24 protein-coding genes are annotated in these 20,996 nt (G+C 44.5%); 13 read left to right on the forward strand and 11 right to left on the reverse strand.

Annotated features, from left to right (window positions below; all coding sequences use genetic code 11):
* Nucleotides 1-41 precede the first annotated feature (41 nt).
* The 4 genes from folC to purF all read left to right on the forward strand — a co-directional run bounded on the left by folC (nt 42) and on the right by purF (nt 4,016).
* A complete protein-coding gene (gene folC, locus R7D93_RS04400; protein WP_053349561.1) occupies nt 42-1,304 on the forward strand; it encodes a bifunctional tetrahydrofolate synthase/dihydrofolate synthase in 1,263 nt (420 codons plus the stop codon).
* A 14-nt stretch (nt 1,305-1,318) separates the two neighbouring features.
* Nucleotides 1,319-1,912, forward strand: a complete 594-nt coding sequence (locus tag R7D93_RS04405) for an SPOR domain-containing protein (RefSeq protein ID WP_017820797.1) — start codon at nt 1,319-1,321, stop codon at nt 1,910-1,912.
* A 61-nt stretch (nt 1,913-1,973) separates the two neighbouring features.
* On the forward strand, nt 1,974-2,465 hold the full coding sequence (locus R7D93_RS04410) for a CvpA family protein (protein ID WP_005380590.1): 492 nt from the start codon (nt 1,974-1,976) through the stop codon (nt 2,463-2,465).
* A 36-nt stretch (nt 2,466-2,501) separates the two neighbouring features.
* Nucleotides 2,502-4,016, forward strand: a complete 1,515-nt coding sequence (gene purF, locus R7D93_RS04415; protein ID WP_005380592.1) for an amidophosphoribosyltransferase — start codon at nt 2,502-2,504, stop codon at nt 4,014-4,016.
* A gap of 66 nt (nt 4,017-4,082) precedes the next feature.
* On the opposite strand, the gene R7D93_RS04420 is transcribed toward purF, so the two are convergent.
* Nucleotides 4,083-4,958 carry a LysR family transcriptional regulator gene (locus tag R7D93_RS04420; protein WP_005380599.1) on the reverse strand — a complete coding sequence of 292 codons (876 nt, stop codon included), beginning with the start codon at nt 4,956-4,958 and terminating at the stop codon, nt 4,083-4,085.
* Between the two features lie 289 nt (nt 4,959-5,247).
* Between R7D93_RS04420 and R7D93_RS04425 the strand changes: the two genes are divergently transcribed.
* The 7 genes from R7D93_RS04425 (at nt 5,248) to recR (ending at nt 10,993) form a co-directional block, all read left to right on the forward strand.
* Nucleotides 5,248-6,354 carry a response regulator gene (locus tag R7D93_RS04425; RefSeq protein WP_203345859.1) on the forward strand — a complete coding sequence of 369 codons (1,107 nt, stop codon included), beginning with the start codon at nt 5,248-5,250 and terminating at the stop codon, nt 6,352-6,354.
* A 223-nt stretch (nt 6,355-6,577) separates the two neighbouring features.
* Entirely contained in the window at nt 6,578-6,709 is a 132-nt protein-coding gene (locus R7D93_RS04430; protein WP_005380608.1) for a hypothetical protein, read from the forward strand.
* A gap of 33 nt (nt 6,710-6,742) precedes the next feature.
* A complete protein-coding gene (locus R7D93_RS04435) occupies nt 6,743-7,129 on the forward strand; it encodes a YbaN family protein (RefSeq protein WP_372584779.1) in 387 nt (128 codons plus the stop codon).
* A gap of 162 nt (nt 7,130-7,291) precedes the next feature.
* On the forward strand, nt 7,292-7,837 hold the full coding sequence (gene apt / locus R7D93_RS04440) for an adenine phosphoribosyltransferase (RefSeq protein ID WP_005380615.1): 546 nt from the start codon (nt 7,292-7,294) through the stop codon (nt 7,835-7,837).
* Nucleotides 7,838-7,845: 8 nt separating this feature from the next.
* Nucleotides 7,846-9,951 carry a DNA polymerase III subunit gamma/tau gene (gene dnaX / locus R7D93_RS04445; RefSeq protein ID WP_225495508.1) on the forward strand — a complete coding sequence of 702 codons (2,106 nt, stop codon included), beginning with the start codon at nt 7,846-7,848 and terminating at the stop codon, nt 9,949-9,951.
* An 82-nt stretch (nt 9,952-10,033) separates the two neighbouring features.
* Complete coding sequence (locus tag R7D93_RS04450) at nt 10,034-10,363, forward strand: YbaB/EbfC family nucleoid-associated protein (protein WP_005380618.1); 330 nt, start codon at nt 10,034-10,036, stop codon at nt 10,361-10,363.
* Nucleotides 10,364-10,393: 30 nt separating this feature from the next.
* Entirely contained in the window at nt 10,394-10,993 is a 600-nt protein-coding gene (recR, locus tag R7D93_RS04455) for a recombination mediator RecR (protein ID WP_005380619.1), read from the forward strand.
* Nucleotides 10,994-11,044: 51 nt separating this feature from the next.
* Here the strand turns inward: recR and aqpZ are convergent, their stop codons facing one another.
* The 3 genes from aqpZ to R7D93_RS04470 all read right to left on the reverse strand — a co-directional run bounded on the left by aqpZ (nt 11,045) and on the right by R7D93_RS04470 (nt 12,608).
* Nucleotides 11,045-11,743 carry an aquaporin Z gene (aqpZ, locus tag R7D93_RS04460; RefSeq protein WP_225495506.1) on the reverse strand — a complete coding sequence of 233 codons (699 nt, stop codon included), beginning with the start codon at nt 11,741-11,743 and terminating at the stop codon, nt 11,045-11,047.
* A 229-nt stretch (nt 11,744-11,972) separates the two neighbouring features.
* Nucleotides 11,973-12,221, reverse strand: coding sequence for a YkgJ family cysteine cluster protein (locus tag R7D93_RS04465; RefSeq protein ID WP_065767476.1), 249 nt, complete (start codon nt 12,219-12,221; stop codon nt 11,973-11,975).
* Between the two features lie 138 nt (nt 12,222-12,359).
* Nucleotides 12,360-12,608, reverse strand: a complete 249-nt coding sequence (locus tag R7D93_RS04470; protein ID WP_005380625.1) for a GlsB/YeaQ/YmgE family stress response membrane protein — start codon at nt 12,606-12,608, stop codon at nt 12,360-12,362.
* 188 nt (nt 12,609-12,796) lie between these two features.
* Here R7D93_RS04470 and R7D93_RS04475 point away from each other — a divergent pair, with 188 nt between their 5' ends.
* Entirely contained in the window at nt 12,797-13,237 is a 441-nt protein-coding gene (locus R7D93_RS04475) for a YcgN family cysteine cluster protein (RefSeq protein WP_225495504.1), read from the forward strand.
* A 191-nt stretch (nt 13,238-13,428) separates the two neighbouring features.
* Nucleotides 13,429-15,108, forward strand: coding sequence for a mechanosensitive ion channel family protein (locus R7D93_RS04480; RefSeq protein WP_138939547.1), 1,680 nt, complete (start codon nt 13,429-13,431; stop codon nt 15,106-15,108).
* Between the two features lie 69 nt (nt 15,109-15,177).
* Here the strand turns inward: R7D93_RS04480 and R7D93_RS04485 are convergent, their stop codons facing one another.
* The 7 genes from R7D93_RS04485 to rlmA all read right to left on the reverse strand — a co-directional run bounded on the left by R7D93_RS04485 (nt 15,178) and on the right by rlmA (nt 20,912).
* Nucleotides 15,178-15,462: a putative quinol monooxygenase gene (locus R7D93_RS04485; RefSeq protein WP_025767189.1), complete on the reverse strand. Its 285-nt coding sequence runs from the start codon at nt 15,460-15,462 to the stop codon at nt 15,178-15,180.
* 17 nt (nt 15,463-15,479) lie between these two features.
* Complete coding sequence (locus tag R7D93_RS04490; protein WP_005380685.1) at nt 15,480-15,875, reverse strand: VOC family protein; 396 nt, start codon at nt 15,873-15,875, stop codon at nt 15,480-15,482.
* A gap of 140 nt (nt 15,876-16,015) precedes the next feature.
* Nucleotides 16,016-16,315 carry a ribbon-helix-helix domain-containing protein gene (locus tag R7D93_RS04495; protein WP_005384938.1) on the reverse strand — a complete coding sequence of 100 codons (300 nt, stop codon included), beginning with the start codon at nt 16,313-16,315 and terminating at the stop codon, nt 16,016-16,018.
* A gap of 136 nt (nt 16,316-16,451) precedes the next feature.
* The gene (locus R7D93_RS04500) at nt 16,452-18,029 is read right to left on the reverse strand and encodes an alkaline phosphatase (protein ID WP_047104402.1); all 1,578 of its coding nucleotides are present in this window, start codon (nt 18,027-18,029) and stop codon (nt 16,452-16,454) included.
* A 398-nt stretch (nt 18,030-18,427) separates the two neighbouring features.
* Nucleotides 18,428-18,787: a hypothetical protein gene (locus tag R7D93_RS04505; protein WP_005380688.1), complete on the reverse strand. Its 360-nt coding sequence runs from the start codon at nt 18,785-18,787 to the stop codon at nt 18,428-18,430.
* 251 nt (nt 18,788-19,038) lie between these two features.
* Nucleotides 19,039-19,986, reverse strand: a complete 948-nt coding sequence (locus tag R7D93_RS04510) for a ChaN family lipoprotein (protein ID WP_054701560.1) — start codon at nt 19,984-19,986, stop codon at nt 19,039-19,041.
* A 98-nt stretch (nt 19,987-20,084) separates the two neighbouring features.
* On the reverse strand, nt 20,085-20,912 hold the full coding sequence (rlmA, locus tag R7D93_RS04515) for a 23S rRNA (guanine(745)-N(1))-methyltransferase (RefSeq protein WP_225495501.1): 828 nt from the start codon (nt 20,910-20,912) through the stop codon (nt 20,085-20,087).
* Nucleotides 20,913-20,996: the final 84 nt, after the last annotated feature.

A 20,996-nucleotide genomic window follows, 5' to 3' on the forward strand; every position in this document is an offset into this window, starting at 1 on the left:
CAACTAACATAAAAACCAAAGAATTTAATGGTTAAAGTTAGATGACCCAAAACCCAACTCCTCAAGCCACATCTTCATTAGAGATGTGGCTTGATTATTTAGCAAATATTCATTCCTCAGCAATTGATCTAGGCTTAGACCGTGTCCAAGCGGTAGCAAACAAAGCCAATCTTACCAAACCAGCTCCAACCGTAATCACCGTTGCCGGAACCAATGGCAAAGGCTCAACGTGTGCGTTAATGGAAGCCATTTTACTTGATGCTGGCTATTCAGTCGGTGTTTACAGTTCTCCGCACCTGATTCGTTACAACGAGCGTGTACGCATTAATGGCGTCGATGTTGTAGATGCAAAGCACTGTGAAGCATTCGATTATGTAGAAAAGCAGCGTGGTGATATTAGCCTTAGCCTCTTTGAATTCGGTACACTTGCTGCGCTACGTATTTTCCAAGTAGAGAAAGTTGACGTTGTCTTACTTGAAGTAGGACTTGGCGGTCGTCTAGACGCCACTAACGTTGTTGACCATGATGTTTCTGTTATTACGAGCTTAGCGATCGATCATGTGGATTGGCTTGGTGATGACATCAATGTTATTGGCTTTGAAAAAGCGGGCATTTACCGTTCAGGGAAGCCAGCAATTTGTGGGCAACCAACGCCACCAGCGACCGTGGCGGCTCATGCTGACGATATTGGTTCTGAGTTCTTCCAAGTAGGTATTCAGTACGATTACCAACTAACTGATAATGGTTGGAAATGGAGCAGTGGGGCATTTGAGTTAGAGGATTTACCAATCCCATCGCTACCATTACAAAATGCAGCCACTGCACTGATGGCACTAGGGGCTTCGGAATTGCAAATCACTGACATAAATATTGTCAATGGCTTGAATAATGCTCGTTTGGCGGGGCGTATGCAGGTACTGCATCACGAACCTGAAATAGTCCTTGATGTCGCTCATAACCCGCACTCTGCTGAGTATTTGGTAGAGAGAGTGAAGCAACAATATCTGGGTAAGAATATCCATATTGTGGTTGCAATGCTGCATGACAAGGACATTAAAGCAACCATTGAAGCTCTAACTCCAGTTGCAACACAATGGTATCCAGCGTCGCTTACTGGACCGAGAGCGGCGACCGCTGATGAATTGTGCCAATACTTACCTGATGGGCAAGTTCATTTTGAAAACCCTGTTGACGCCTTCGAGAGTGCGAGAAGCCACGCAAAGACAGGAGACGTTATTCTGGTGGTTGGCTCATTCCATACCGTCGGAGAGGTATTGGAACATTGGCAATCAAATAATAAATAAGTAAAGGTATTTTGATGGCAAGTAAATTCCAAAGTCGTTTAGTCGGCACCATCATTCTAGTCGCAGTCGGAGTCATTGTTCTTCCCGATGTGCTAGATGGTAAGAAACTGCACTACAAAGAAGAATTTGCCAGTATTCCTATCAAACCAGAACTTGATAGTGATGTGGAAAACTTCGAAATATTAGAGCCAGTGGAAGACGACATTACGTTACCGGATTCTCCGGTTGAAGCTGTAGTGCAAGAACGTGAGGATGCTCAAGTAGCCGTTTCTGAGCCCGAGCCAGCGCCAACATCTAAACCTGAGGTCATCAAACAACCAGAGCAAGTTGAGGTCGTCACTCGTCCTGTTCAAGAGAAAAATCAATATGAAGATTCAGCTTGGATCATTCAGTTGATGGCACTTAAGAATCACGAAAATGCTGTCGCGCTTGTCGCGGATTTGCAAAAGCGTGGTTATCAAGCTCACACAAAGAAAGAAAACGAGTTTACGAGAGTGATTGTTGGCCCTGATGTGTCAAAAAGTAAACTTGAACGACAAGTTCAAGAATTACAAAAAATTACAGGTTCAAAAGGTCAATTGCTTAAATTTAAGCCATTAAATCCATAAGAAAACGTTTGCGTCAGCATTTTTTCTGTTAAAATGCGCGCCAACTTAAGATGAAGAAAAGATGAATTGGATAGATTTTATCATTTTAGGTGTGATCGGATTTTCAGCTCTGATCAGTTTAGTTCGCGGTTTTGCTAAAGAAGCTTTGTCTTTGGTGATTTGGTTTGGAGCGTTTTTTATCTCCAGTAATTACTATGCCAAATTGGCGGTGTACTTCACCAACATCGAAGATGATATGTTTCGTAACGGAGCGGCGATTGCGGCGTTATTTGTCGCAACCTTGGTAGTTGGTGCAGTGGTGAATTACGTCATTGGTCAACTGGTACAAAAAACAGGGCTATCAGGTACGGACCGAATTCTCGGGATTGTATTTGGTGGTCTACGCGGAGTCTTAATTGTTTCTGCGGTGCTGTTTTTTATGGATGCGTTTACTGCATTCCCAAGCTCGGATTGGTGGAAAGATTCACAGTTGATCCCTGAGTTCAGCCGTATCATCGCCCCATTCTTCGAGCATTTACAAGCAACATCAAGTTTTCTGTCTGGCACTATCTAGTAGTGCCAGCTACTGTCGCAAATCGAGGATTAGGACATGTGTGGTATTGTTGGAATCGTGGGCACAACGCCTGTAAACCAGTCTATTTATGACGCGTTAACGGTGTTACAGCATCGTGGCCAAGATGCCGCTGGTATTTGTACCATAGAAAGCAATCGTTTTCGTCTACGTAAGGCGAACGGTTTAGTCAAGGATGTATTTGAAGCAAGACACATGCAACGCCTGCAAGGCGAGGTCGGAATTGGTCATGTTCGTTACCCTACAGCAGGCAGTTCAAGCGCTTCAGAAGCTCAACCTTTCTACGTAAACTCTCCTTTCGGTATTACACTTGCCCACAACGGTAACTTGACTAACGCTAACGAAGTTCGTCAGAAGCTGTTTGAAAAAGATCGCCGTCATATCAATACGACTTCAGACTCTGAAGTATTACTAAATGTACTGGCGCACGAAATTGACTCAGTAAAAGGAAATGTCACGACCGAAGACGTATTCCGCGCAGTCACCAATGTTCATCGCACAATTCGCGGTGCTTATGCTGTGACCGCCATGATCATTGGTCATGGTATGATTGCATTTCGTGACCCACACGGTATTCGCCCGCTCTGTTTAGGTAAGCGTGAAGTTAACGGCAGAGCAGAGTACATGGTTGCGTCTGAATCGGTGGCATTGGATGCGGTCGGTTTTGATTTCGTCCGTGATGTTGCACCTGGTGAAGCGATTTACGCAACGTTTGACGGTGAGCTTTACACGAAGCAGTGTGCAGATAATCCTAAGCTGAACCCTTGTATTTTCGAGTTCGTGTACTTTGCTCGTCCAGATTCGTTCATCGATAAAATTTCGGTATACAGTGCTCGCGTTGAAATGGGTAAAAAGCTGGGCGAACGTATTCGTGAAGATTACGCAAACCTTGATATCGATGTTGTCATTCCTATCCCTGAAACGTCTTGCGACATTGCACTGCAAATCGCTCAAGCGATCGATATCCCTTATCGCCAGGGTTTCGTGAAAAACCGTTATGTTGGACGTACGTTTATCATGCCTGGCCAGCAACAACGTAAGAAATCAGTACGTCGCAAGTTGAATGCTATTCGTTCGGAATTCAAAGGTAAGAATGTGTTGCTGGTGGATGACTCTATTGTTCGAGGTACAACGTCAGAGCAGATTATTGAGATGGCTCGTGATTCTGGTGCCAAGAAAGTGTACATGGTCTCAGCGGCTCCTGAAGTTCGTTTCCCGAACGTATACGGCATTGATATGCCAAGTGCTACAGAGCTTATTGCCCATGGCCGTGACAACGATACAATTTGTAAGCAGATTGGTGCCGATGCGCTTATTTATCAACGTCTAGAAGATTTGGTAGAGGCGGTAGGTCTTGGAAACCAAGATATTACTCAGTTCGATACATCCGTGTTTAACGGCGAATACGTAACGGGTGATATTGACCAACAATACCTAGATTTTTTAGATGGTCTTCGTAATGATGATGCGAAAACACAACTTGAAATCCAACAGGATTTAGCAAATCTAGAGCTTCATAACGAAGGCGCATAGGATGCGCTTTCTTAAGTCGTAAAAAAACCAGAGCTTTGGCTCTGGTTTTTTGTTTTCGCTATCTAGTTAGTGAATGTTATAAGCGATCACAAAGTCAATAAAGAGGCGAACTTTCTCTGGCAGGTGGTCTTTGTGGTTGTAAAGCATATAAATGTCGCGCGGGTTTGCACTCCAATCTGGCAGTATGCGTACCAAATCGCCGCTCTCGATGTACTCTTTGATCATGACATCTGGCATTAGTGTGATGCCTAAACCTTCGGAACAAGCACTGCGCACCACATTGAGCGCGTTTGCTTGAAAACGACCACGATCAACATTCACCACAGACTCGCCTTTGCTATTAATTAAGGTCCACTTAATAAGCGGGTACCCTTTTAGCAATGAATGGTTAGAGAGCTCTTCTGCATGATGTGGCGCAGGATTCGAGGTTAGATAGTCAGGGCTTGCAACGAGAATATCCTTCACTTCGCCAATCTTACGCGCGATGAGGCTAGAGTCGCGTTGAGGTCCCACTCGAAAAATTACATCCCATTCAGTAGGGTCAAGCTTGTCCGCATTATTCTCTGTCGTTAGCTCAATGTTGATGTCCGGGTACTGCTTCATAAAGCTGTTGAACATCGGCATCATCATTCGTTTAGTTAAGTTGTAAGGCGCGGATATCTTAATCTTGCCGGATGCTCCTCGGCAGTCGTCAGTGATTTCCTCTGCTGCGGTTGTTAGCCTTTGTAGTAAAGGAGAGCACTCATGGTAAAAACGTTCCCCTGCTTCAGTGAGCGAAAGTTTGCGAGCATGACGGTTCAATAGTCGAAGATTGACAGAGTCTTCTAGCGCTTGAATGCGTCGGGTGATGGTCGCAACCGGGATCATGGTTTTTCGCGAAGTTGCGGTGTAGCTCCCATTTTCGACAACCAGTCGAAACAGGTTTAAGTCATCTAATTTCATATTTCCAGACACATTAAATTACCGATTACGGTTAATTTATAATTAACTTTGTGATCAAAGCTTGCTTTAAGTCAACATGTTGCATCATTTGAACACAGCAACCCTGTTTGAGTAAATACTGTTATACGCCGTAATATTTGTATTAATGCAGTTTCCGAGCTAAGTTTTATAACAAGGCAAAGCGGCCTCAGGTCTTGCTGTGACACGTTTTGCTGGAAGTAAACACAACAAAAATAATGACTTAATAATAAATCTGTTTTTTTGACTGAGCTTTGTGAGGGATAAAGGTATGTTTAAGACTCACAGTCAAACGGCAATGGTCTCGGCACAGGAAGTGATTAATCAAAAACTAATAATGTTGGTGGACGATGATCCAATATTTCGTAAAGTAACCAATGCCTATTTAGAAAGTCAGGGTTTTAAAGTAGTAGAAGCAGAAAACGGCCTAGAAGCGCTTCAACAACTCAGGGAATGCCAACCCGATCTTATCTTATGTGATTTATCGATGCCGGTCTTAGATGGTATCGAGTTCGTCGAAGAAGTTAGTCTCGAATACCCATATATGCCGCTTATCGTGGTATCAGGCACGGATGAAATGTCCGATGTCGCGAAAGCGTTGCGATTTGGTATTAAAGATTTTCTTCCTAAACCGATAGGTAATTATGAGCACCTATCTCAGGCGATAGAGAATACGCTAGAAGATACCGATAGCCACTTCTCAGAACAACGTGACTTTTCAAGTCAGTGGTTCAGGGTTGATGATGGTGGTGAAATCCCAGATGAACAAGAGCTGTATTGGCATCTGGAATATTTACAACAGAATCCGAGTGCGGCAAGAGATTTACTGCAAGCGCTATTGCCAGAGAAGGATGCTGCTCAGGGAGATTGGCGCTGCTCGTACCGTTTATTGCAATCGACGGATGTGATGCCCTTGGTTTTCGATTATCGTTGGTTAATGAATGGTCAATTTGCGTTTTATCTAGTTGATTCTGCTTCCCAAGCTAATGATGGAGTTGCGACGACATTGCTCGTTAGGGCATTGTTTGACGACTATCTCCGTAACTTGAAAAGTTTCAGTGCTGATCTTAAGGACATGGTAGGGATCATTGAAAAAGGAATTGAGTGTTCGGAGTGTGCGGGTGCAGTCAATGCTGTGTTTGGTGTCGCCGACCTCGCTTCATCCTCGGTCTCTATATTGCCTGCGGGTTTAGATAGCCATTGGTCTGACGGAAATATGAATCAACACATCGCAGCAGGTAACCGTTTAGGGGGAGGAAGTATGAAAAACTTCATCACCCGCGATTTACCGCTTAGTGTTGCAGGACAGTTGTCTATCGGGTGTTTAGGTTCTTCAAGTTTTAGTTTAAGTATTACCCGGAAATCCCGACTAGTATAATTATGACTTGCAAACCAATAAGCAGCGTCCTTACGCTGCTTATTATCTTTTTAGAACCACCAAAACAACATACGTTTAGTTTAATAACCTTACTTTTTACTGGTGTTTAGATTTGGCTGTTTAATGTATAGTCAGCGCTTAAAACAATAATGACCCATTTGTGCAACGATAATTTAACGCTGTGCCTTGGGAGAAGCAAAGTCAACTAGTGAGAAGACACATCATGGCAGACAAAGATTTTAAAGAGCCTTATAATATTTTTTACTTTTTAGGTTTTATTGCAGTTCTTTTGATCCCAACACTTCCTGCAACGCTAACCTGGCTTCGTGTAATGAATGGTTACGCAGGCTTTTAATCTAGCTATTTTGTACCGGAGTTCACCATTCGTATTAAGCGTTACTTTTTCAATACTGTTGGTGGACTCTGTATTGTGCTCGGCATAGCCGGCATAGCCCTTCCACTTTTACCCACCACACCTTTTATTTTGCTTGCTAGCGCATGTTTTATGCGTGGTAGCCCCGCATTTCATCAATGGTTACATAACCACAAAACGTTTGGACCCATTCTCGACAATTGGCATAAGCATCGGGCTGTTACTTCAAAAGTAAAAAAGCGTGGTGCGATTTTTATTGCGCTTAGTTTCATGGTTTCAATCGTTGTTGTCCCCCTCGTTTGGGCAAAAATTGGTCTTTTAGTGATGCTAATCGTTTTACTCAGCTGGTTTATGCGTCTGCCTGTGATTGAGTTGGTTGCTGACCGAGAAGAAAATCACTAAGATTGTAGAGAATAGTGTGCCCGCTCTTCGAGTGGGCGTTTGTATTTTCAGCGCCTGTGACTTTTACGAAAATAAGCACATAGTGGTGAAAACCTATTGTTCGTTGCCCTCGTGATACTGCGATTAGAGAGGGCGATGAGCCAATCTAAGTAAATCGGTATTATGACTACAGAAACAATTTCACTGATCAAATCTAGCATCAAAAGCATCCAAGACTACCCAAAGCCAGGCATTCTATTTCGTGATGTGACGAGCCTTCTTGAAGACGCGAAAGCATACCAAGCAACGATCAACTTACTTGTTGAACGTTACAAAGATATGGGCTTTACCAAGGTTGTGGGTACGGAAGCTCGTGGCTTTCTATTTGGCGCGCCTTTAGCGCTTGAGCTAGGTGTTGGTTTTGTACCAGTGCGTAAACCAGGCAAGCTACCACGCCCTACTGTTGCTCAATCTTATGAGCTTGAATACGGCGTTGATACACTAGAAATCCATACAGATGCCATCGTTGAAGGCGACAAAGTACTGGTTGTCGACGATTTATTGGCAACGGGCGGTACTATTGAAGCGACGACTAAGCTGATTCGCCAACTGGGTGGTGAAGTTGAGCACGCTGCGTTCGTTATCAACCTACCAGAAATCGGTGGCGATAAACGTTTAGAAGCACTAGGTCTAAACGTGTACAGCATCTGCGATTTTGAAGGACATTAATACATTCAATGAGTTATTTAGCTTTAGCGCGAAAATGGCGTCCTAATCAGTTTGACCAAGTTGTCGGACAAAAACATGTCCTGACGGCGTTGGAAAACGCACTGGCGCAAAACCGTTTACACCATGCTTATCTGTTCAGCGGGACTCGTGGTGTGGGTAAAACGAGTATCGGTAGGCTGTTTGCCAAAGGCTTGAACTGCGAAACCGGCATTACCGCGACACCTTGTGGTAAGTGTGATACTTGTCGTGAAATTGATGAAGGTCGCTTTGTCGATCTTCTTGAAATCGACGCAGCATCACGTACTAAAGTTGAAGACACTCGTGAACTGTTAGACAACGTTCAATACAAACCTGCTCGTGGACGTTTTAAAGTGTACCTCATCGATGAGGTGCACATGCTATCGCGTCACTCTTTCAATGCGTTGTTGAAAACCCTGGAAGAGCCGCCAGAGTATGTGAAGTTCTTACTCGCGACAACCGATCCACAAAAGCTGCCTGTTACTATATTGTCGCGTTGTCTACAGTTCCATCTCAAACCGATCAGCGTTGATGATATTCATCAGCAACTTGACTACATTTTGGGTCAAGAGCAAGTATCGGCAGAACCAAAAGCACTGGGTATGATTTCACATGCTGCAGATGGCAGTATGCGTGATGCTCTCAGCTTGACCGATCAAGCAATTGCTTTAGGTAACGGTGCGGTGCAAACCGATATTGTCAGCCACATGTTGGGGACGATTGATACCGACCAAGCGATTCACTTACTAGAGTCAATCAGCAGCAAGCAACCTCAACCAGCCATGGATAAAATCCAGCAATTAGCAGCAAATGGTGTTGAGTGGGATGGTTTGTTGCAGCAAGTCGCAACACAGCTTCATCGAATTGCGATGTATCAAGCGCTGCCAGCGTCGCTAGACCGAGCGCAGCCAGATGCAGAAAAAATCGAGTTGTTGAGTAAAGCACTAAGTCCGCAAGACGTTCAGCTTTACTACCAAATTGCATTGAAAGGTCGTGAAGATTTGACTCTCTCGCCAAATGGGCGAGTCGGTCTGGAAATGATTGTGCTGCGTATGATGGCGTTCCGCCCATCAAGTAACAGTGGGGCAAATGTTGTTTCCAGTAACTGCGAATCAGCTTCAGCCCCAGTTCAAAGTGCCAGTCAATCAAAGACTGCACCAGCTCGGACAGTAGCAGCTCCTCGAGCTCAGCAGCCGAGTCCAGCACAAAGCTCACCACAAGTGGCGCCTCAACCTTCATCCAATTCACAACCTGAATATCACGCGAGTGGATATGAGACGGTTCCGCCACAGTATGATATGGCGCCGCCGATGAGCGAAAACCCTGCACCGCAGCATGAAACGCCACCTCAACAAGTGCAAGAGAGCGTTTCAACACCGGCGCGCGGTGGTCTAAGCGGTTTACGTCACCAATTACGTTCTCAGCGTCAAGGCCTACAACAGAACACTCCTCAAAATGGTGGCTCAAAAAAGCCTAAAGCGGCATCTGCACAACCAGAATCGGTTATCGACCGAGTAGCGCAATTGCATGGCAATTCCGCGCAGGTGTCGCCAAACTCAGCTCCGAAGTCGACGGAGCCACAAGTTGAGGAAGCGTATCGCTGGCGTCCAAGCAAGCCTGTTGAGACAAAAGTAAATACAAAACTGACACCTACGCAGCTCAAGCAGGCACTTGAGCATGAGAAAACGCCTGAAATGGCACAAAAGCTCATCGATGAGTCATTAGAACATAATGAATGGGCGAAGCTCATCAGCTTAATGGAGATCCCTAAGCTGGTAGAACAACTTGCGCTAAACTCTCATTATAGTAAGGAAGGAACAACCGTTTCGTTACTATTGAGAAGCAGCCAAGCTCATTTGAATACTGATAGAGCTCAAGCCGAATTGCTCAAAGCACTTAATACCGTGTTAGGTGAAGAGTGCCACATGAGCATCGAAATAGGGGAGAGTGGAGAAACACCACTTGAACTGAGAGATAGGCTCTACCAAGAGAAATTACAGCAAGCGCTGAACAGTTTAGAAAACGATCCAAATGTTCAATTTATTGAACGTCGTTTTGCTGCAGAGCTTGATAAAGATAGTGTGCGCCCTATCTAATAATCGAATGGAATGGGGTTGAAAACCCAAAGGTATAACCCCATTAATTGATGCAACACCTCATTAAACCAGAGAGATAAACATGTTTGGTAAAGGCGGTATGGGCAACCTAATGAAGCAAGCCCAGCAAATGCAAGATCGCATGCAAAAGCTTCAAGAAGAAATCGCGAATATGGAAGTAACTGGCGAGTCTGGTGCTGGCCTAGTTAAAGTTACTATCACTGGTAGTCACAGCGTACGTCGTGTTGACATCGATGAAAGTTTGATGGAAGACGACAAAGAAATGCTTGAAGATCTGATCGCTGCGGCGTTCAACGATGCAGCCCGTCGTGTTGAAGAAACTCAAAAAGAGAAAATGGCTTCTGTAACTGGCGGTATGCAACTACCACCAGGCATGAAAATGCCATTCTAATCTGCTGATATTTAATTAAGCGGACTTTTAATGCGTACCAGTCATATGCTGGAGCAATTGATGGAGGCCTTACGTTGTCTACCTGGGGTTGGCCCCAAGTCAGCGCAGCGTATGGCCTTTCATTTGTTACAGCGCGATAGAAAAGGCGGTTTGCAGCTTGCAGATGCGCTGAGTCAGGCAATGACAGAAATAGGTCATTGTACTGAGTGTCGAACCTTCACCGAAGAAGAAGTCTGTCACATTTGTACCAACCCAAAACGCCAAGAAAATGGTCAAATTTGTGTGGTAGAAAGCCCGGCAGACATCGCAGCCGTTGAAGCAACAGGCCAATATTCTGGTCGGTATTTTGTTCTTATGGGGCATTTGTCGCCATTAGATGGTATTGGTCCAAGTGATATTGGATTAGATGTCCTTGATTACCGCTTACGTCGCGGTGATATTACCGAAGTGATTTTGGCGACAAACCCAACAGTTGAAGGTGAAGCCACTGCCCACTACATCGCAGAGCTATGTAAAGAGCACCAAGTTGATGCCAGCCGCATCGCGCATGGTGTGCCTGTCGGTGGGGAGCTAGAGCTTGTTGATGGCACGACGTTGTCACATTCGCTATTAGGTCGACACAGAATTTAATAAAAAGCCGCTAAATTCAGCGGCTTTTTTGATTTTGGGAGTTAGGAACGATTAATCGTTCGATTCTTTACCAAGAAGATTTTTGTAGATAACCGCACCAAGCACGCCACCCACAATAGGAGCAATCCAGAACAGCCATAGCTGAGAAACCGCCCATTCACCCACATATACTGCGACTGCCGTGCTACGAGCAGGGTTTACTGACGTATTGGTGACAGGAATGCTGATCAGGTGAATGAGAGTCAAACACAGGCCAATTGCGATAGGTGCAAAGCCTTGTGGCGCACGTTTGTCTGTTGCACCCATAATGACAATCAGGAACATCATCGTCATGACAACTTCAGTCACAAGTGCAGCGATCATCGAGTATTGGCCTGGAGAGTGTTCACCATAACCATTGGCGGCAAAGCCAGAACCCACAACATCAAATCCTGCTTGTCCAGATGCAATAACGTAAAGCACGCCACCTGCGATAAGCCCGCCGATCACCTGTGAGATGATGTAGGGAGCAACGTCTTTTGTCTCAAAACGACCGCCTGCCCAAAGGCCAACTGTCACTGCAGGGTTCAAGTGACAACCTGAAATATGACCGATAGCAAATGCCATCGTCAGAACGGTTAAACCGAATGCCAAAGAAACGTCCAACAGACCAATACCCACTTCAGGGAAACCCGCAGCCAACACCGCGCTACCACAGCCGCCTAACACTAGCCAGAACGTGCCAACAGCCTCAGCCAAATACTTATTCATGTTCTTTCCTGATCTTTAATTAAATGACCCGCTGAACATAGTCGAGAATTGTCAATAAATTGTGAGGGAGATCGCGCGAAAACCGCAAATGGAACGCTATGTGGCAAGAGTTCTCAAGGGTGAGATAAAAAGCAGAGGGGGAAAGTGCTAAATCTTGAGTTTCCTTTGATTACTGCCGCGGAGAGAAACAACCGAGGTACTAACTTTAAACGTGTGGTCTAGAGTCGCATTACGTCAATTGTTCTAATTCAGTGATGTTGTCGAGTGCTTCTTGATTGGTCTTGCCGCATACAATCGGACACGGTTTAAAATCGTGACAGACTTTAGGGCGTTCAGGCTTACCAAATAGCTTGCACAAATTGTCGTCGTTGAGTTGCACACAACGAACACCTGCAGGTTTGCCCTTGGGCATTCCAGGTATTGGTGAAGAGATACTTGGCGCAATACAGCACGCTCCACATCCTAATCGACAATCCATAATGTAAACCTCTTAAAAAATTAAGGGGGCAATTATGGTCATTTTGACGTGGATTGGAAGAGTGAAGAAAGAAAAAAACAAAAGGGCGCGCTTAACATTACGCTCCCTTTTTGGTTTTTTGCTTTTAAATCATCGTGATTATTTTAAGAAACGGTTATAAACAAACAACAGAATAAATGCGCCTAGTGTTGCGGTAATGATACTACCAATGTTGACGCCAGTTGCTCCGCCGAAACCGAGAATGCCGCCAAGGAAGCCACCTACAAATGCCCCTGCAATACCAAGTAACATTGTTGCAATCCAACCGCCCCCATCTTTTCCTGGCATGAGCCATTTAGCAAGTGCGCCGGCGATTAAGCCCAAAATAATCCAAGAAATAATACCCATGAAAACTCCTTAATGCCTTCTTGATCAATTGAGTAATGGAAACTTGTTTAAGGATAGAACAGTAAAACGAAAGTAGTTGAATATCTCCACCGTTATGTGGGAAGGATGCAAGATCTTCTCAAAACTTGAACTTTTGCGTTGAGAAGAGTATAAATCGCCCCCTAAATTCCCTTGGTGAGACCTGAAGTATGAGCACTCCATTTTGGCAAAGTAAATCGTTAGAGCAGATGACAGAAGAGGAATGGGAATCTCTCTGTGATGGTTGTGGCAAATGTTGTTTGCATAAGCTGATGGATGAAGATACCGATGAAATCTACTATACCAATGTGGCTTGTAGCTGGCTGAACAGTAAAACGTGTTCATGTAAGGATTACCCAAACCGTTTCACTTCGGGTGAAGAGTGCACCAAGCTGACCCGAGAAGACATCGACGATTTTACTTGGCTGCCACACACGTGCGCTTACCGTCTGTTGGCTGAAAAGCAGCCTTTACCAGAATGGCATCCGTTGATTACAGGCTCTAAGTCCGCAATGCATTCGGCAGGGGAAAGTGTCCGTAACAAAGTTGTTTACGAGATTGATGTGGTGGATTGGGAAGACCATATTTTAAATCATCCCAACCGTCCTTAGTCGAATACAAACAAGTCTTTCATTGATTAAATGAAAGGCTTGTTTGCTATTGGGGCTCCCAACTTTGACGTCTCGCTAACGAAATGCTGCTCAGTTTATTATTTAGTGTTGTAAACTTAGGAGTATGATTTCAACGCTTTACACTTCTATTCCTGATTGTTTTGATCAGGATTGTTCCCTATGAGGTAAACATGACGTTTCATTTCCCCCAGAAACTGCGCCAGACATCTTGGGTGACATTATTCGCACTTGCCGTCATTATGTTCTCCCCAATGGCTGTTCATGCGACTGCTACTGACGATATCCAAGAGCCTTCTGCTGCCGAAATCTCGATTGACAACTTGAACCGAGAGATTGTGGATTTATCCCAAAGCCTCTCGCAAGCGAGTGGCGACGAGCGTGATGCCCTTCAACTGCAACTATTCCAAAAGAATGAAGAATTAAGAAGCCAGTTAGCGTCAGCGATTGAACGTGAAACTATCTCTCGCGACAAGCTGATCTTGCTAGTTAAAAAACAAGAACAATACTCTGAGGACGCGACGAACTATCTATCGGAAAAAATAAAGAAAGTCGTCGAGGATTTAAATAAGGCTAAGGATGAAGAGAAGCTTGCTCTTGTTAATGATTATCGAGAGCTACAGCGTTATCTTGATGTTAGCTTCGATTCGAGCTGGCAAAATCTCGCTTGGTTGAAGGAGCTAGGGGCCCAAAACGAGCGCGCAGAAGCGGAACTAAAAGATAAAATTGATAAACGTATGCGCTTACTGTCTGCTTCTATTGAGTACTTGAGTCAGCAAAGTGAGATCATTGGCTCCCAACTTTCGTCTAGCCCAGAGTCGGAAAAAGCGTCGTTGCAACTTAGTCAGCTCATTACTAAACAAAGGCTAAATATTGCGACAGAAAGCTTACGCAACCTGATTTCAATTGGTGATAAAGTCGGTTTAGAAACGTCTGAATACAAACGCCAAATTTTTGAAGTGACGGGTAATATCACCCATGATTTACTAAATACCAAAGTTGTGTGGTCAATACTGAGTCACTGGTCCAACTCGGCACTGGATTGGTTTGCCGAGAATGCACCGCAGCATATCTTCCAGTTGTTTGTTTTTGCGCTGATTTTATTGATCGCTCGCGGACTGGCTAAGTTAACGCGCAAAGTCGTCCGTAAAGCAGTTGCATCGAAAAACTTAAAACTTTCCCACTTGATGCAGGACTTCTTTATCTCGATGTCCGGCAAATTCGTGTGGGTGATCGGTATCATGGTGGGCTTATCTCAGCTTGGTTTGAACCTAGCGCCAATCCTAACCGGTTTCGGTATTGCTGGTGTGATTATTGGTTTCGCGTTGCAAGACACGTTATCCAACTTCGCGGCGGGTATGATGCTGCTTATTTATCGCCCATTTGATGTTGGTGATTTTGTGTATGCTGGCGGTGTGGATGGCAAGGTAAGCCATATGAGTTTGGTGAACACCACAATCCGTACGTTTGATAACCAAATTATTATTGTGCCTAACAGCAAAATCTGGGGAGATGTTATTAAGAACGTCACGCATGAACGCATTCGCCGCGTGGATATGGTGTTTGGCATTGGCTATGCGGATGACCTCTTAAAAGCGGAGTCAGTATTGTCTGATATCATTACCTCTCACCCTTCGGTACTTCGCACTCCAGAGCCAATGATCAAAGTTCATACATTAAATACGTCTTCTGTAGATTTTATTGTGCGTCCTTGGGTAAAAACGGATGATTACTGGGATGTATACTGGGATGTGACTAAAGAAGTGAAACTACGCTTCGACCGAGAAGGTATTTCGATTCCTTTCCCACAACAAGATGTGCATTTGCATATGGTGGAGAAGCAAGACGCTTAATCACAGATCCCAACTAGTGAAAGGCACTCTAGATAGAGTGCCTTTTTTGATCTTCGGTTAGCGCTATAGTTACAGTTCGTTAAAGAACACCAGTTTCGGCTCGCATTCTAACAAATTGTCGATCTGGCTAATCAAAAGAGCAAAGTGTTCTGTTTTACCATGAAGCTCAAATGCTTGTTGGTCTTTAAATTGCTCCTGAAAAACGAAGTGGCATGCATTGTCTTTATCTTGGAACAATTGATAACGAACACAACCTTCTTCATTGCGAGTAGGTTCAAGCGCTCGGGTAAGTACCTCTTTCAACTCTTGTTCTTTTCCCGGTTGTGCATGAAAGGTAGCCGTCAAGTGAATCATAATGTTTACTCTTTTTGTTATAGGTAACGCCCTTGGCGTTGCAGGAACTCAATTTTGTAACCATCAGGGTCGGTTACAAAAAAGAACGTTGCTAAATGCTTTTGTTGATGGTCAAAGGCTTTGATGTCACCAGTTTCAATGCCGAGAGATTTAATGCGTTTGTGGGCTTGTTCAATGTCCTCCACGCTGACGGCAAGGTGGCCGTAACCTGAGCCGTGAGTGTAGGGCTCACTTTGGTCGTGATTGTGCGTCAGTTCCAATTCAAAGCCAGTTTCTTGGTTGGCTAGATAGGTTAGAGAAAAGCCATCAAAGATGTATTGATCAGCGACTTCTAGTTCAAGTACGTCACAGTAAAATTGTAGAGAGCGGTCCAGATCACTTACTCGGATCATGGTGTGAATCATTTTTGTCATAGGTACTCCTTGATAGTCCGCACAGGTTAGCGATTTCAAAAGGAGTCTGGGTAGTACTCTAGTACGACAAGTTAGAAGATGCTCAAGGGTTTATAATACGGATGCATAGCCTAGGATGGTTATTGCTCGGTTGGTTGCTATTAACTGTTAAGTTGCGCAAGTGCTTGACGAGTGGTCTCTTGAGGTTGGCGAGCGTACGTGAGGCAAGCGCATCGAAGTAAGGAGGCAAAGTTGTTCACTTCACCATTGTATTCGAGTGCTTCTTGATAAACAGTGCTTATGAATTTAGGAACCGTCATGTTTTGAGCACTAGCGATTTCCTCAAGAATTGTCCAAAAGCTCGCTTCAAGTTTTACACTGGTCGCGTGACCATCAATACGGATAGAGCGGGTGATGAACTGATAGTTGTCTTGGGGTTGCTTAGCAAAGATTTCGCACATTTTCTTTATTCATATAATTAAAGACCCATAATTATTGTGGTGTACGATTTAAAACGTCAACTGTTTTCATGCATAAAAAAACGCTCCCTTGCGAGAGCGTTGAAACATCACGAGTTGTGAAGTAAGTGCAAGTTGATTATTTAATTTGTTGTTTCAAGTACTCGCCTAGTTGCGAGTGGTGCATGATTTTTGATACTGGAAGGATAGTTTCTGCAGGTCCCCAAGCAAATACGTTGACAGGAGTATGCGTATGAGTACCCGTCCCCCATACTGTGTTTTGCTTTGTTGCATGCTCACGCGCTAGCAAGTTGCCACGGTCGTTGTAAGGAAAGAAAGCATCAAAGTCATTGATTGTCGGTACGTTCTCTTCGCTTAAGTATTTGTGTCCAGCGAGTCGGTATGGATTTGGTTTACTTGCTAATACGCGTTCTGCTTGCTCAGGCGTAATCGAAAAATCGCTATTTGCGTTCACGACTTCCGCAAACTTCTCTGGAGTTTGCTCTTTCTTATCAAGCGCTTGGAATTCACTGATCATGCCGTAGTAACTTTTCTTTTGGTTGTATAAACCATCGAGGATCTCGAACTGACCAAAGTTGAAGTTTGGCGCGTAATCCTGATTTTTGAATGCTTCGCCGTCGCGTTTTTGTGGTTTAGGCAAGTTTGCTGATGAGTAGCTAAAGCCAAAAGAGCCGGTTTCGTGGTCAGCAGTAACAATGATCAGGGTGTCATCACGGCCTTTTGCCCACTCATAAACTGAGTTTACCGCTTCATCGAATTTAAGCATTTCATGCAGCATCGTACCTGCATCGTTACTGTGGCCAGCCCAGTCAATTTGGCCGCCTTCAACCATCAAGAAAAAACCGTCTTTGTCTTTTGAAAGAATGTCGATTGCTTTGGTGGTCATTTCTTTCAGCGATGGCTGCGTGCGTTTTGGATCGTTTTTGCTTTGACTGTAGGCAATACCATCGTTCATGCCCGAGTAAGCAAAAAGTCCAAGTAATTTGTCACCTTTAGCTTGTGTGAGCATATCGCGGCTGAAAGCTAAGCTATAGCCTTGGTCTTGCGCTTCGGCAAGCAAGTTGCGTTCGTCTTTGCGTTTCGATTTTAGGTAGACATTACCTTGAGTGAGCTTTTCAAGTTGCTCGTATGTCTCTCCCTTGTCGTTTGTCGACTTTGGAATCCAATGACGAAGTCCCCCAGACATCATCACGTCTACGCCTGTTTCGAGCATATCCGCCGCAATACTGTTTTCTAGGGAGCGATGTGGTTGATGAGCGGCAAATGCTGCTGGCGTTGCGTGGGTCATACGCGTATCAGAGACGAGCCCAGTTGCTTTACCTTTACTTTTGGCTTTTTCCAAAATAGTTTCGACATGGTTGCCTTGGCTATCAATGCCAATGACTTCAGAAGCGGTAGGGATTCCTGTCGCTAGCATCGTAGCTGAGCACGCAGAGTCGACGACAATTGCATCTTCTGGATTGGTCAGTGATGATCCAATCACACCTTCTTGAGCGAGTTTGTATAACGCTGTGCTTTCGCCTTTGTAAACCGAGTTAGGTGCGTGTTTTGCGTAGGTCTCGAGTAAACCAACTTGTTGAGGACCCATGCCGTCGCCGATCATCAAAATGACGTTTTTGATTTCAGCTGAGAGTGCGTTGAAAGAGAGGGTAGATGCAGCCACTGCCGTAACGATTGGAGATACTAAGCGCTTCATTATATTTTCCTTGTTTATTGAAAGCGCAGGCATTAAAGCAATGATTTATGAAGGTTTTGTGTCGGTAATAAAAGTTTAACCAAATTGTCGTTTTTGTTTGGTTTTGCAGAAAAAATGAGTCGCTCTCTAACGTTCGTTAGTTTGGAAAGAAGAAAGCCCACAAACGTGGGCTTGGATTACGCTTAGGAGTTGAAAGCATGGACTAAAGTTATCCATTCAGTGCCTTCACAAGAAACCTAGTTTAGGGAGCAATAAACGAGCATGTATTATCGGGCCACAAGAGCGGTCGAATTCACTTACGTTTGCATCATATCGTTCTTTGGCTTATTAAATTATGGGCTGCAGTAAGTGTTTGGTTCAAATAGGATTTGTTGTCGTGACGATTATCAGACTGGTTATCAGACTAATGCCAGTATGATGCCACCAACGGTAAGTGCCGCAGAAAGGTATTGACCCGCAGAATATGAGCCATCCTCTTCTTTCTCGATTTTATCGGGGTGATCCATGCCAAGAGCACCATGCGTGAAAGATTCGACCTTTTCACCAACAGATTTATCTTCTGCTTCTATTTTCTTGCTGTCGTGCTCGATTTGTTGCAGAGCGGCAAGTAGCGCTTTGCCTTCGGTCGAAAGCGTCACCTTATTGTGTTCGACTTTCAGCGGCGAAGCACTAGTTTCTTCTTGTGCAATACTTGCTTGTTTAGAGGCGACAGATTGTTTGGCATAGCTATTAACAGAAGTGCTTCCTACTGGATTCATCGAATACTCCTTGGAACATCGACACTCGGTCACTGAGTGCGGGTAAAAAGCAGTTATATTTTTATCGGCGGCAAAGTTTATTTCTGAAGCTATTTGGATAAAAACAGGTCTGCTTTTGCCGCTTCTAGTTTCTATTGGTGATCTTTAGCAAAAAATAGACCAGCAGGAAGCAGACCGTTGTCACTCTATGAACTCGGAGCGGTGTGATGATGCAACGCAACGACAAGGTAGTAACTTAAATTGAAGACCAGCTACTTACATTGAAGATCGTTATTGCGTTTAGTTAGATGTTGATATGCCGCCATGCGGTGAGCATCTTGTACATACCGTACTGGTGGTGCGAGAACCTCTAACTGATAGTCTGTATTATCAGAAAGCACGTTATCTGTTGGGCTAATTACAACCACTTTTAAGCTCGGGTTGCGGCTTAAGATTGATGCTGCCGTACCCAACCCTTGCTCGGTGTGAAACTTGCCCGCAACATGGACAATCTGAGCGCCTGGGTTGTCGTCTAGATAGCTAACGATAGATTCCGCCATAGTTTCATCCCAAGTAACTTGAGCTGCAAACTGTTTTTCCGTCTGCTCTGGCTTACCGTGATGCATGGATGCCATGAACTTTTCTTTGTACGGACTACTACCAGTGTTGATGGCTTGTGCAATGAACATCCGCTGATCATCATCGAGCTTGTTAATGTAATCTAGCCCTTGTCGACCAATGCATCGGACAATGCTCTTTGGTGCATTTGCTGCAATGACCGGGAGATTTTTCTGCTTAGCAAACTCCACGAGAGGGCGATAGTCGCTTTCATAATTGGGCCAAGCGTTGGCTTGTTTCATTAAGTACTGTTCGCCGATCTCCCCACGTAGGTAAGCGTCAACAACAGGTTGTTTGTCGCGGGTAAATTGTTCCATAGATAACGCGAGTGAGCGGTCGTAGGACGTAAGTTGTTTGAGCATATCGGTTTGAAAGCGATGAACGCCGGCGTGTGTGTGCCATTCACCAATAAGAATGACATCTGCTTGTTGCAGCTCAATTGGCAGTTTGCTTAGAGCGATGTGCTCGCCAGAAGGGGTGTATAGTTGATAGTCGTAAAAACTAGTGACTTCCGCTGAGGTTGCGTGAGAGTTGGTGTGCGTATATGAAGAGCAACCAGTAAGTAAGCCTGCAAAGAGCAAGCTCAAAGTAGAAAAGCGCATTGAAAAGCCTCCAAAAATGTCCGGATGATATTAATGGAGGCTGAGCAATGAATCAATATAAATGATAACTATTTGCGTTTGTTGTTTTTTTTGACTTATTAATTGAGTGTTTTTTTGCGATATACACGCAACATAAAATCAGCCTCACATTGGAAAAGTGTAGCGGATTTCAACTCTTCACGAAGAGCATCGGTTGCTTTCCATGCGAATGGCGTCATTTGCAATAAATCGATTGCGGCTCCGTTTTTCAAGTCCATAACATAGTTAAGATGCTGCTGGTGCTCTAATTCAAACCCTTCAATATGTTCTGGTTCTTCATTGTGAAGACGAACATCTTGATAAATGCGCTCACGCAGTTGGTATAAGTGGCGACTAGCAGGAGTAACCGTGACAACAACGCCGTCGTTTTTTACAACGCGCTGCAGCTCCTCAGCTTTACAAGGGGCATAAATGCGCAAAATGGCATCTAAGGATTCATTTGCGAAGGGAAGTCGGTGACTAGAAGCCACACTAAAGTTGCAGTGCGTGTAACGCTTCGCCGCGTAACGAATAGCAACTTTGGAAATATCTAAGCCATAAATCGTGGCATGGTTCGCTTGTGTTTCTATCGTCTTTTGTACTTGATCTGTGTAGTAACCTTCACCACAACCAATATCTAATAATTGATGAGTGCTCCCCTCAGTGTATGTTGCACACAGCTGCGCCACTTCTTGGCGCATTGGGTTGTAGTAATCTCCTTCAAGGAATCGACGACGAGCTTGCATCATCTCTTTGTTGTCACCAGGATCTTTAGAACGTTTGTGGTGCGCTGGCATCAAGTTAACGTAGCCTTCTTTTGCTAAGTCAAACTGATGATTGTTTTCGCACTTAAACGTTTTTTCATTTAACGCTAGAGCTTGGTGGCATAGAGGGCATTGATAGTTCATGACGATCTCGAACAGAAAGTAGGGCGGCAAATTCTATCAAAAAGCATGGTCTCAAGTGAAACAAAAAGAGCCGACTGGGTCGGC

This window comes from Vibrio sp. YT-15, assembly GCF_033337445.1.
In the GTDB taxonomy this organism is placed as follows: domain Bacteria; phylum Pseudomonadota; class Gammaproteobacteria; order Enterobacterales; family Vibrionaceae; genus Vibrio; species Vibrio alginolyticus.

Coding starts and splice junctions, on each gene's coding strand:
- folC (WP_053349561.1), top strand. CDS start 42: ATGACCCAAAACCCAACTCCTCAAGCCACATCTTCATTAGAGATGTGG.
- R7D93_RS04425 (WP_203345859.1), top strand. CDS start 5,248: ATGTTTAAGACTCACAGTCAAACGGCAATGGTCTCGGCACAGGAAGTG.
- R7D93_RS04410 (WP_005380590.1), top strand. CDS start 1,974: ATGAATTGGATAGATTTTATCATTTTAGGTGTGATCGGATTTTCAGCT.
- dnaX (WP_225495508.1), top strand. CDS start 7,846: ATGAGTTATTTAGCTTTAGCGCGAAAATGGCGTCCTAATCAGTTTGAC.
- aqpZ (WP_225495506.1), bottom strand. CDS start 11,743: ATGAATAAGTATTTGGCTGAGGCTGTTGGCACGTTCTGGCTAGTGTTA.
- R7D93_RS04500 (WP_047104402.1), bottom strand. CDS start 18,029: ATGAAGCGCTTAGTATCTCCAATCGTTACGGCAGTGGCTGCATCTACC.
- R7D93_RS04510 (WP_054701560.1), bottom strand. CDS start 19,986: ATGCGCTTTTCTACTTTGAGCTTGCTCTTTGCAGGCTTACTTACTGGT.
- R7D93_RS04495 (WP_005384938.1), bottom strand. CDS start 16,315: ATGTGCGAAATCTTTGCTAAGCAACCCCAAGACAACTATCAGTTCATC.
- R7D93_RS04420 (WP_005380599.1), bottom strand. CDS start 4,958: ATGAAATTAGATGACTTAAACCTGTTTCGACTGGTTGTCGAAAATGGG.
- rlmA (WP_225495501.1), bottom strand. CDS start 20,912: ATGAACTATCAATGCCCTCTATGCCACCAAGCTCTAGCGTTAAATGAA.
- R7D93_RS04430 (WP_005380608.1), top strand. CDS start 6,578: ATGGCAGACAAAGATTTTAAAGAGCCTTATAATATTTTTTACTTTTTA.
- R7D93_RS04470 (WP_005380625.1), bottom strand. CDS start 12,608: ATGGGTATTATTTCTTGGATTATTTTGGGCTTAATCGCCGGCGCACTT.
- recR (WP_005380619.1), top strand. CDS start 10,394: ATGCGTACCAGTCATATGCTGGAGCAATTGATGGAGGCCTTACGTTGT.
- purF (WP_005380592.1), top strand. CDS start 2,502: ATGTGTGGTATTGTTGGAATCGTGGGCACAACGCCTGTAAACCAGTCT.
- R7D93_RS04405 (WP_017820797.1), top strand. CDS start 1,319: ATGGCAAGTAAATTCCAAAGTCGTTTAGTCGGCACCATCATTCTAGTC.
- apt (WP_005380615.1), top strand. CDS start 7,292: ATGACTACAGAAACAATTTCACTGATCAAATCTAGCATCAAAAGCATC.
- R7D93_RS04475 (WP_225495504.1), top strand. CDS start 12,797: ATGAGCACTCCATTTTGGCAAAGTAAATCGTTAGAGCAGATGACAGAA.
- R7D93_RS04505 (WP_005380688.1), bottom strand. CDS start 18,787: ATGAATCCAGTAGGAAGCACTTCTGTTAATAGCTATGCCAAACAATCT.
- R7D93_RS04490 (WP_005380685.1), bottom strand. CDS start 15,875: ATGACAAAAATGATTCACACCATGATCCGAGTAAGTGATCTGGACCGC.
- R7D93_RS04450 (WP_005380618.1), top strand. CDS start 10,034: ATGTTTGGTAAAGGCGGTATGGGCAACCTAATGAAGCAAGCCCAGCAA.
- R7D93_RS04480 (WP_138939547.1), top strand. CDS start 13,429: ATGACGTTTCATTTCCCCCAGAAACTGCGCCAGACATCTTGGGTGACA.
- R7D93_RS04485 (WP_025767189.1), bottom strand. CDS start 15,462: ATGATTCACTTGACGGCTACCTTTCATGCACAACCGGGAAAAGAACAA.
- R7D93_RS04465 (WP_065767476.1), bottom strand. CDS start 12,221: ATGGATTGTCGATTAGGATGTGGAGCGTGCTGTATTGCGCCAAGTATC.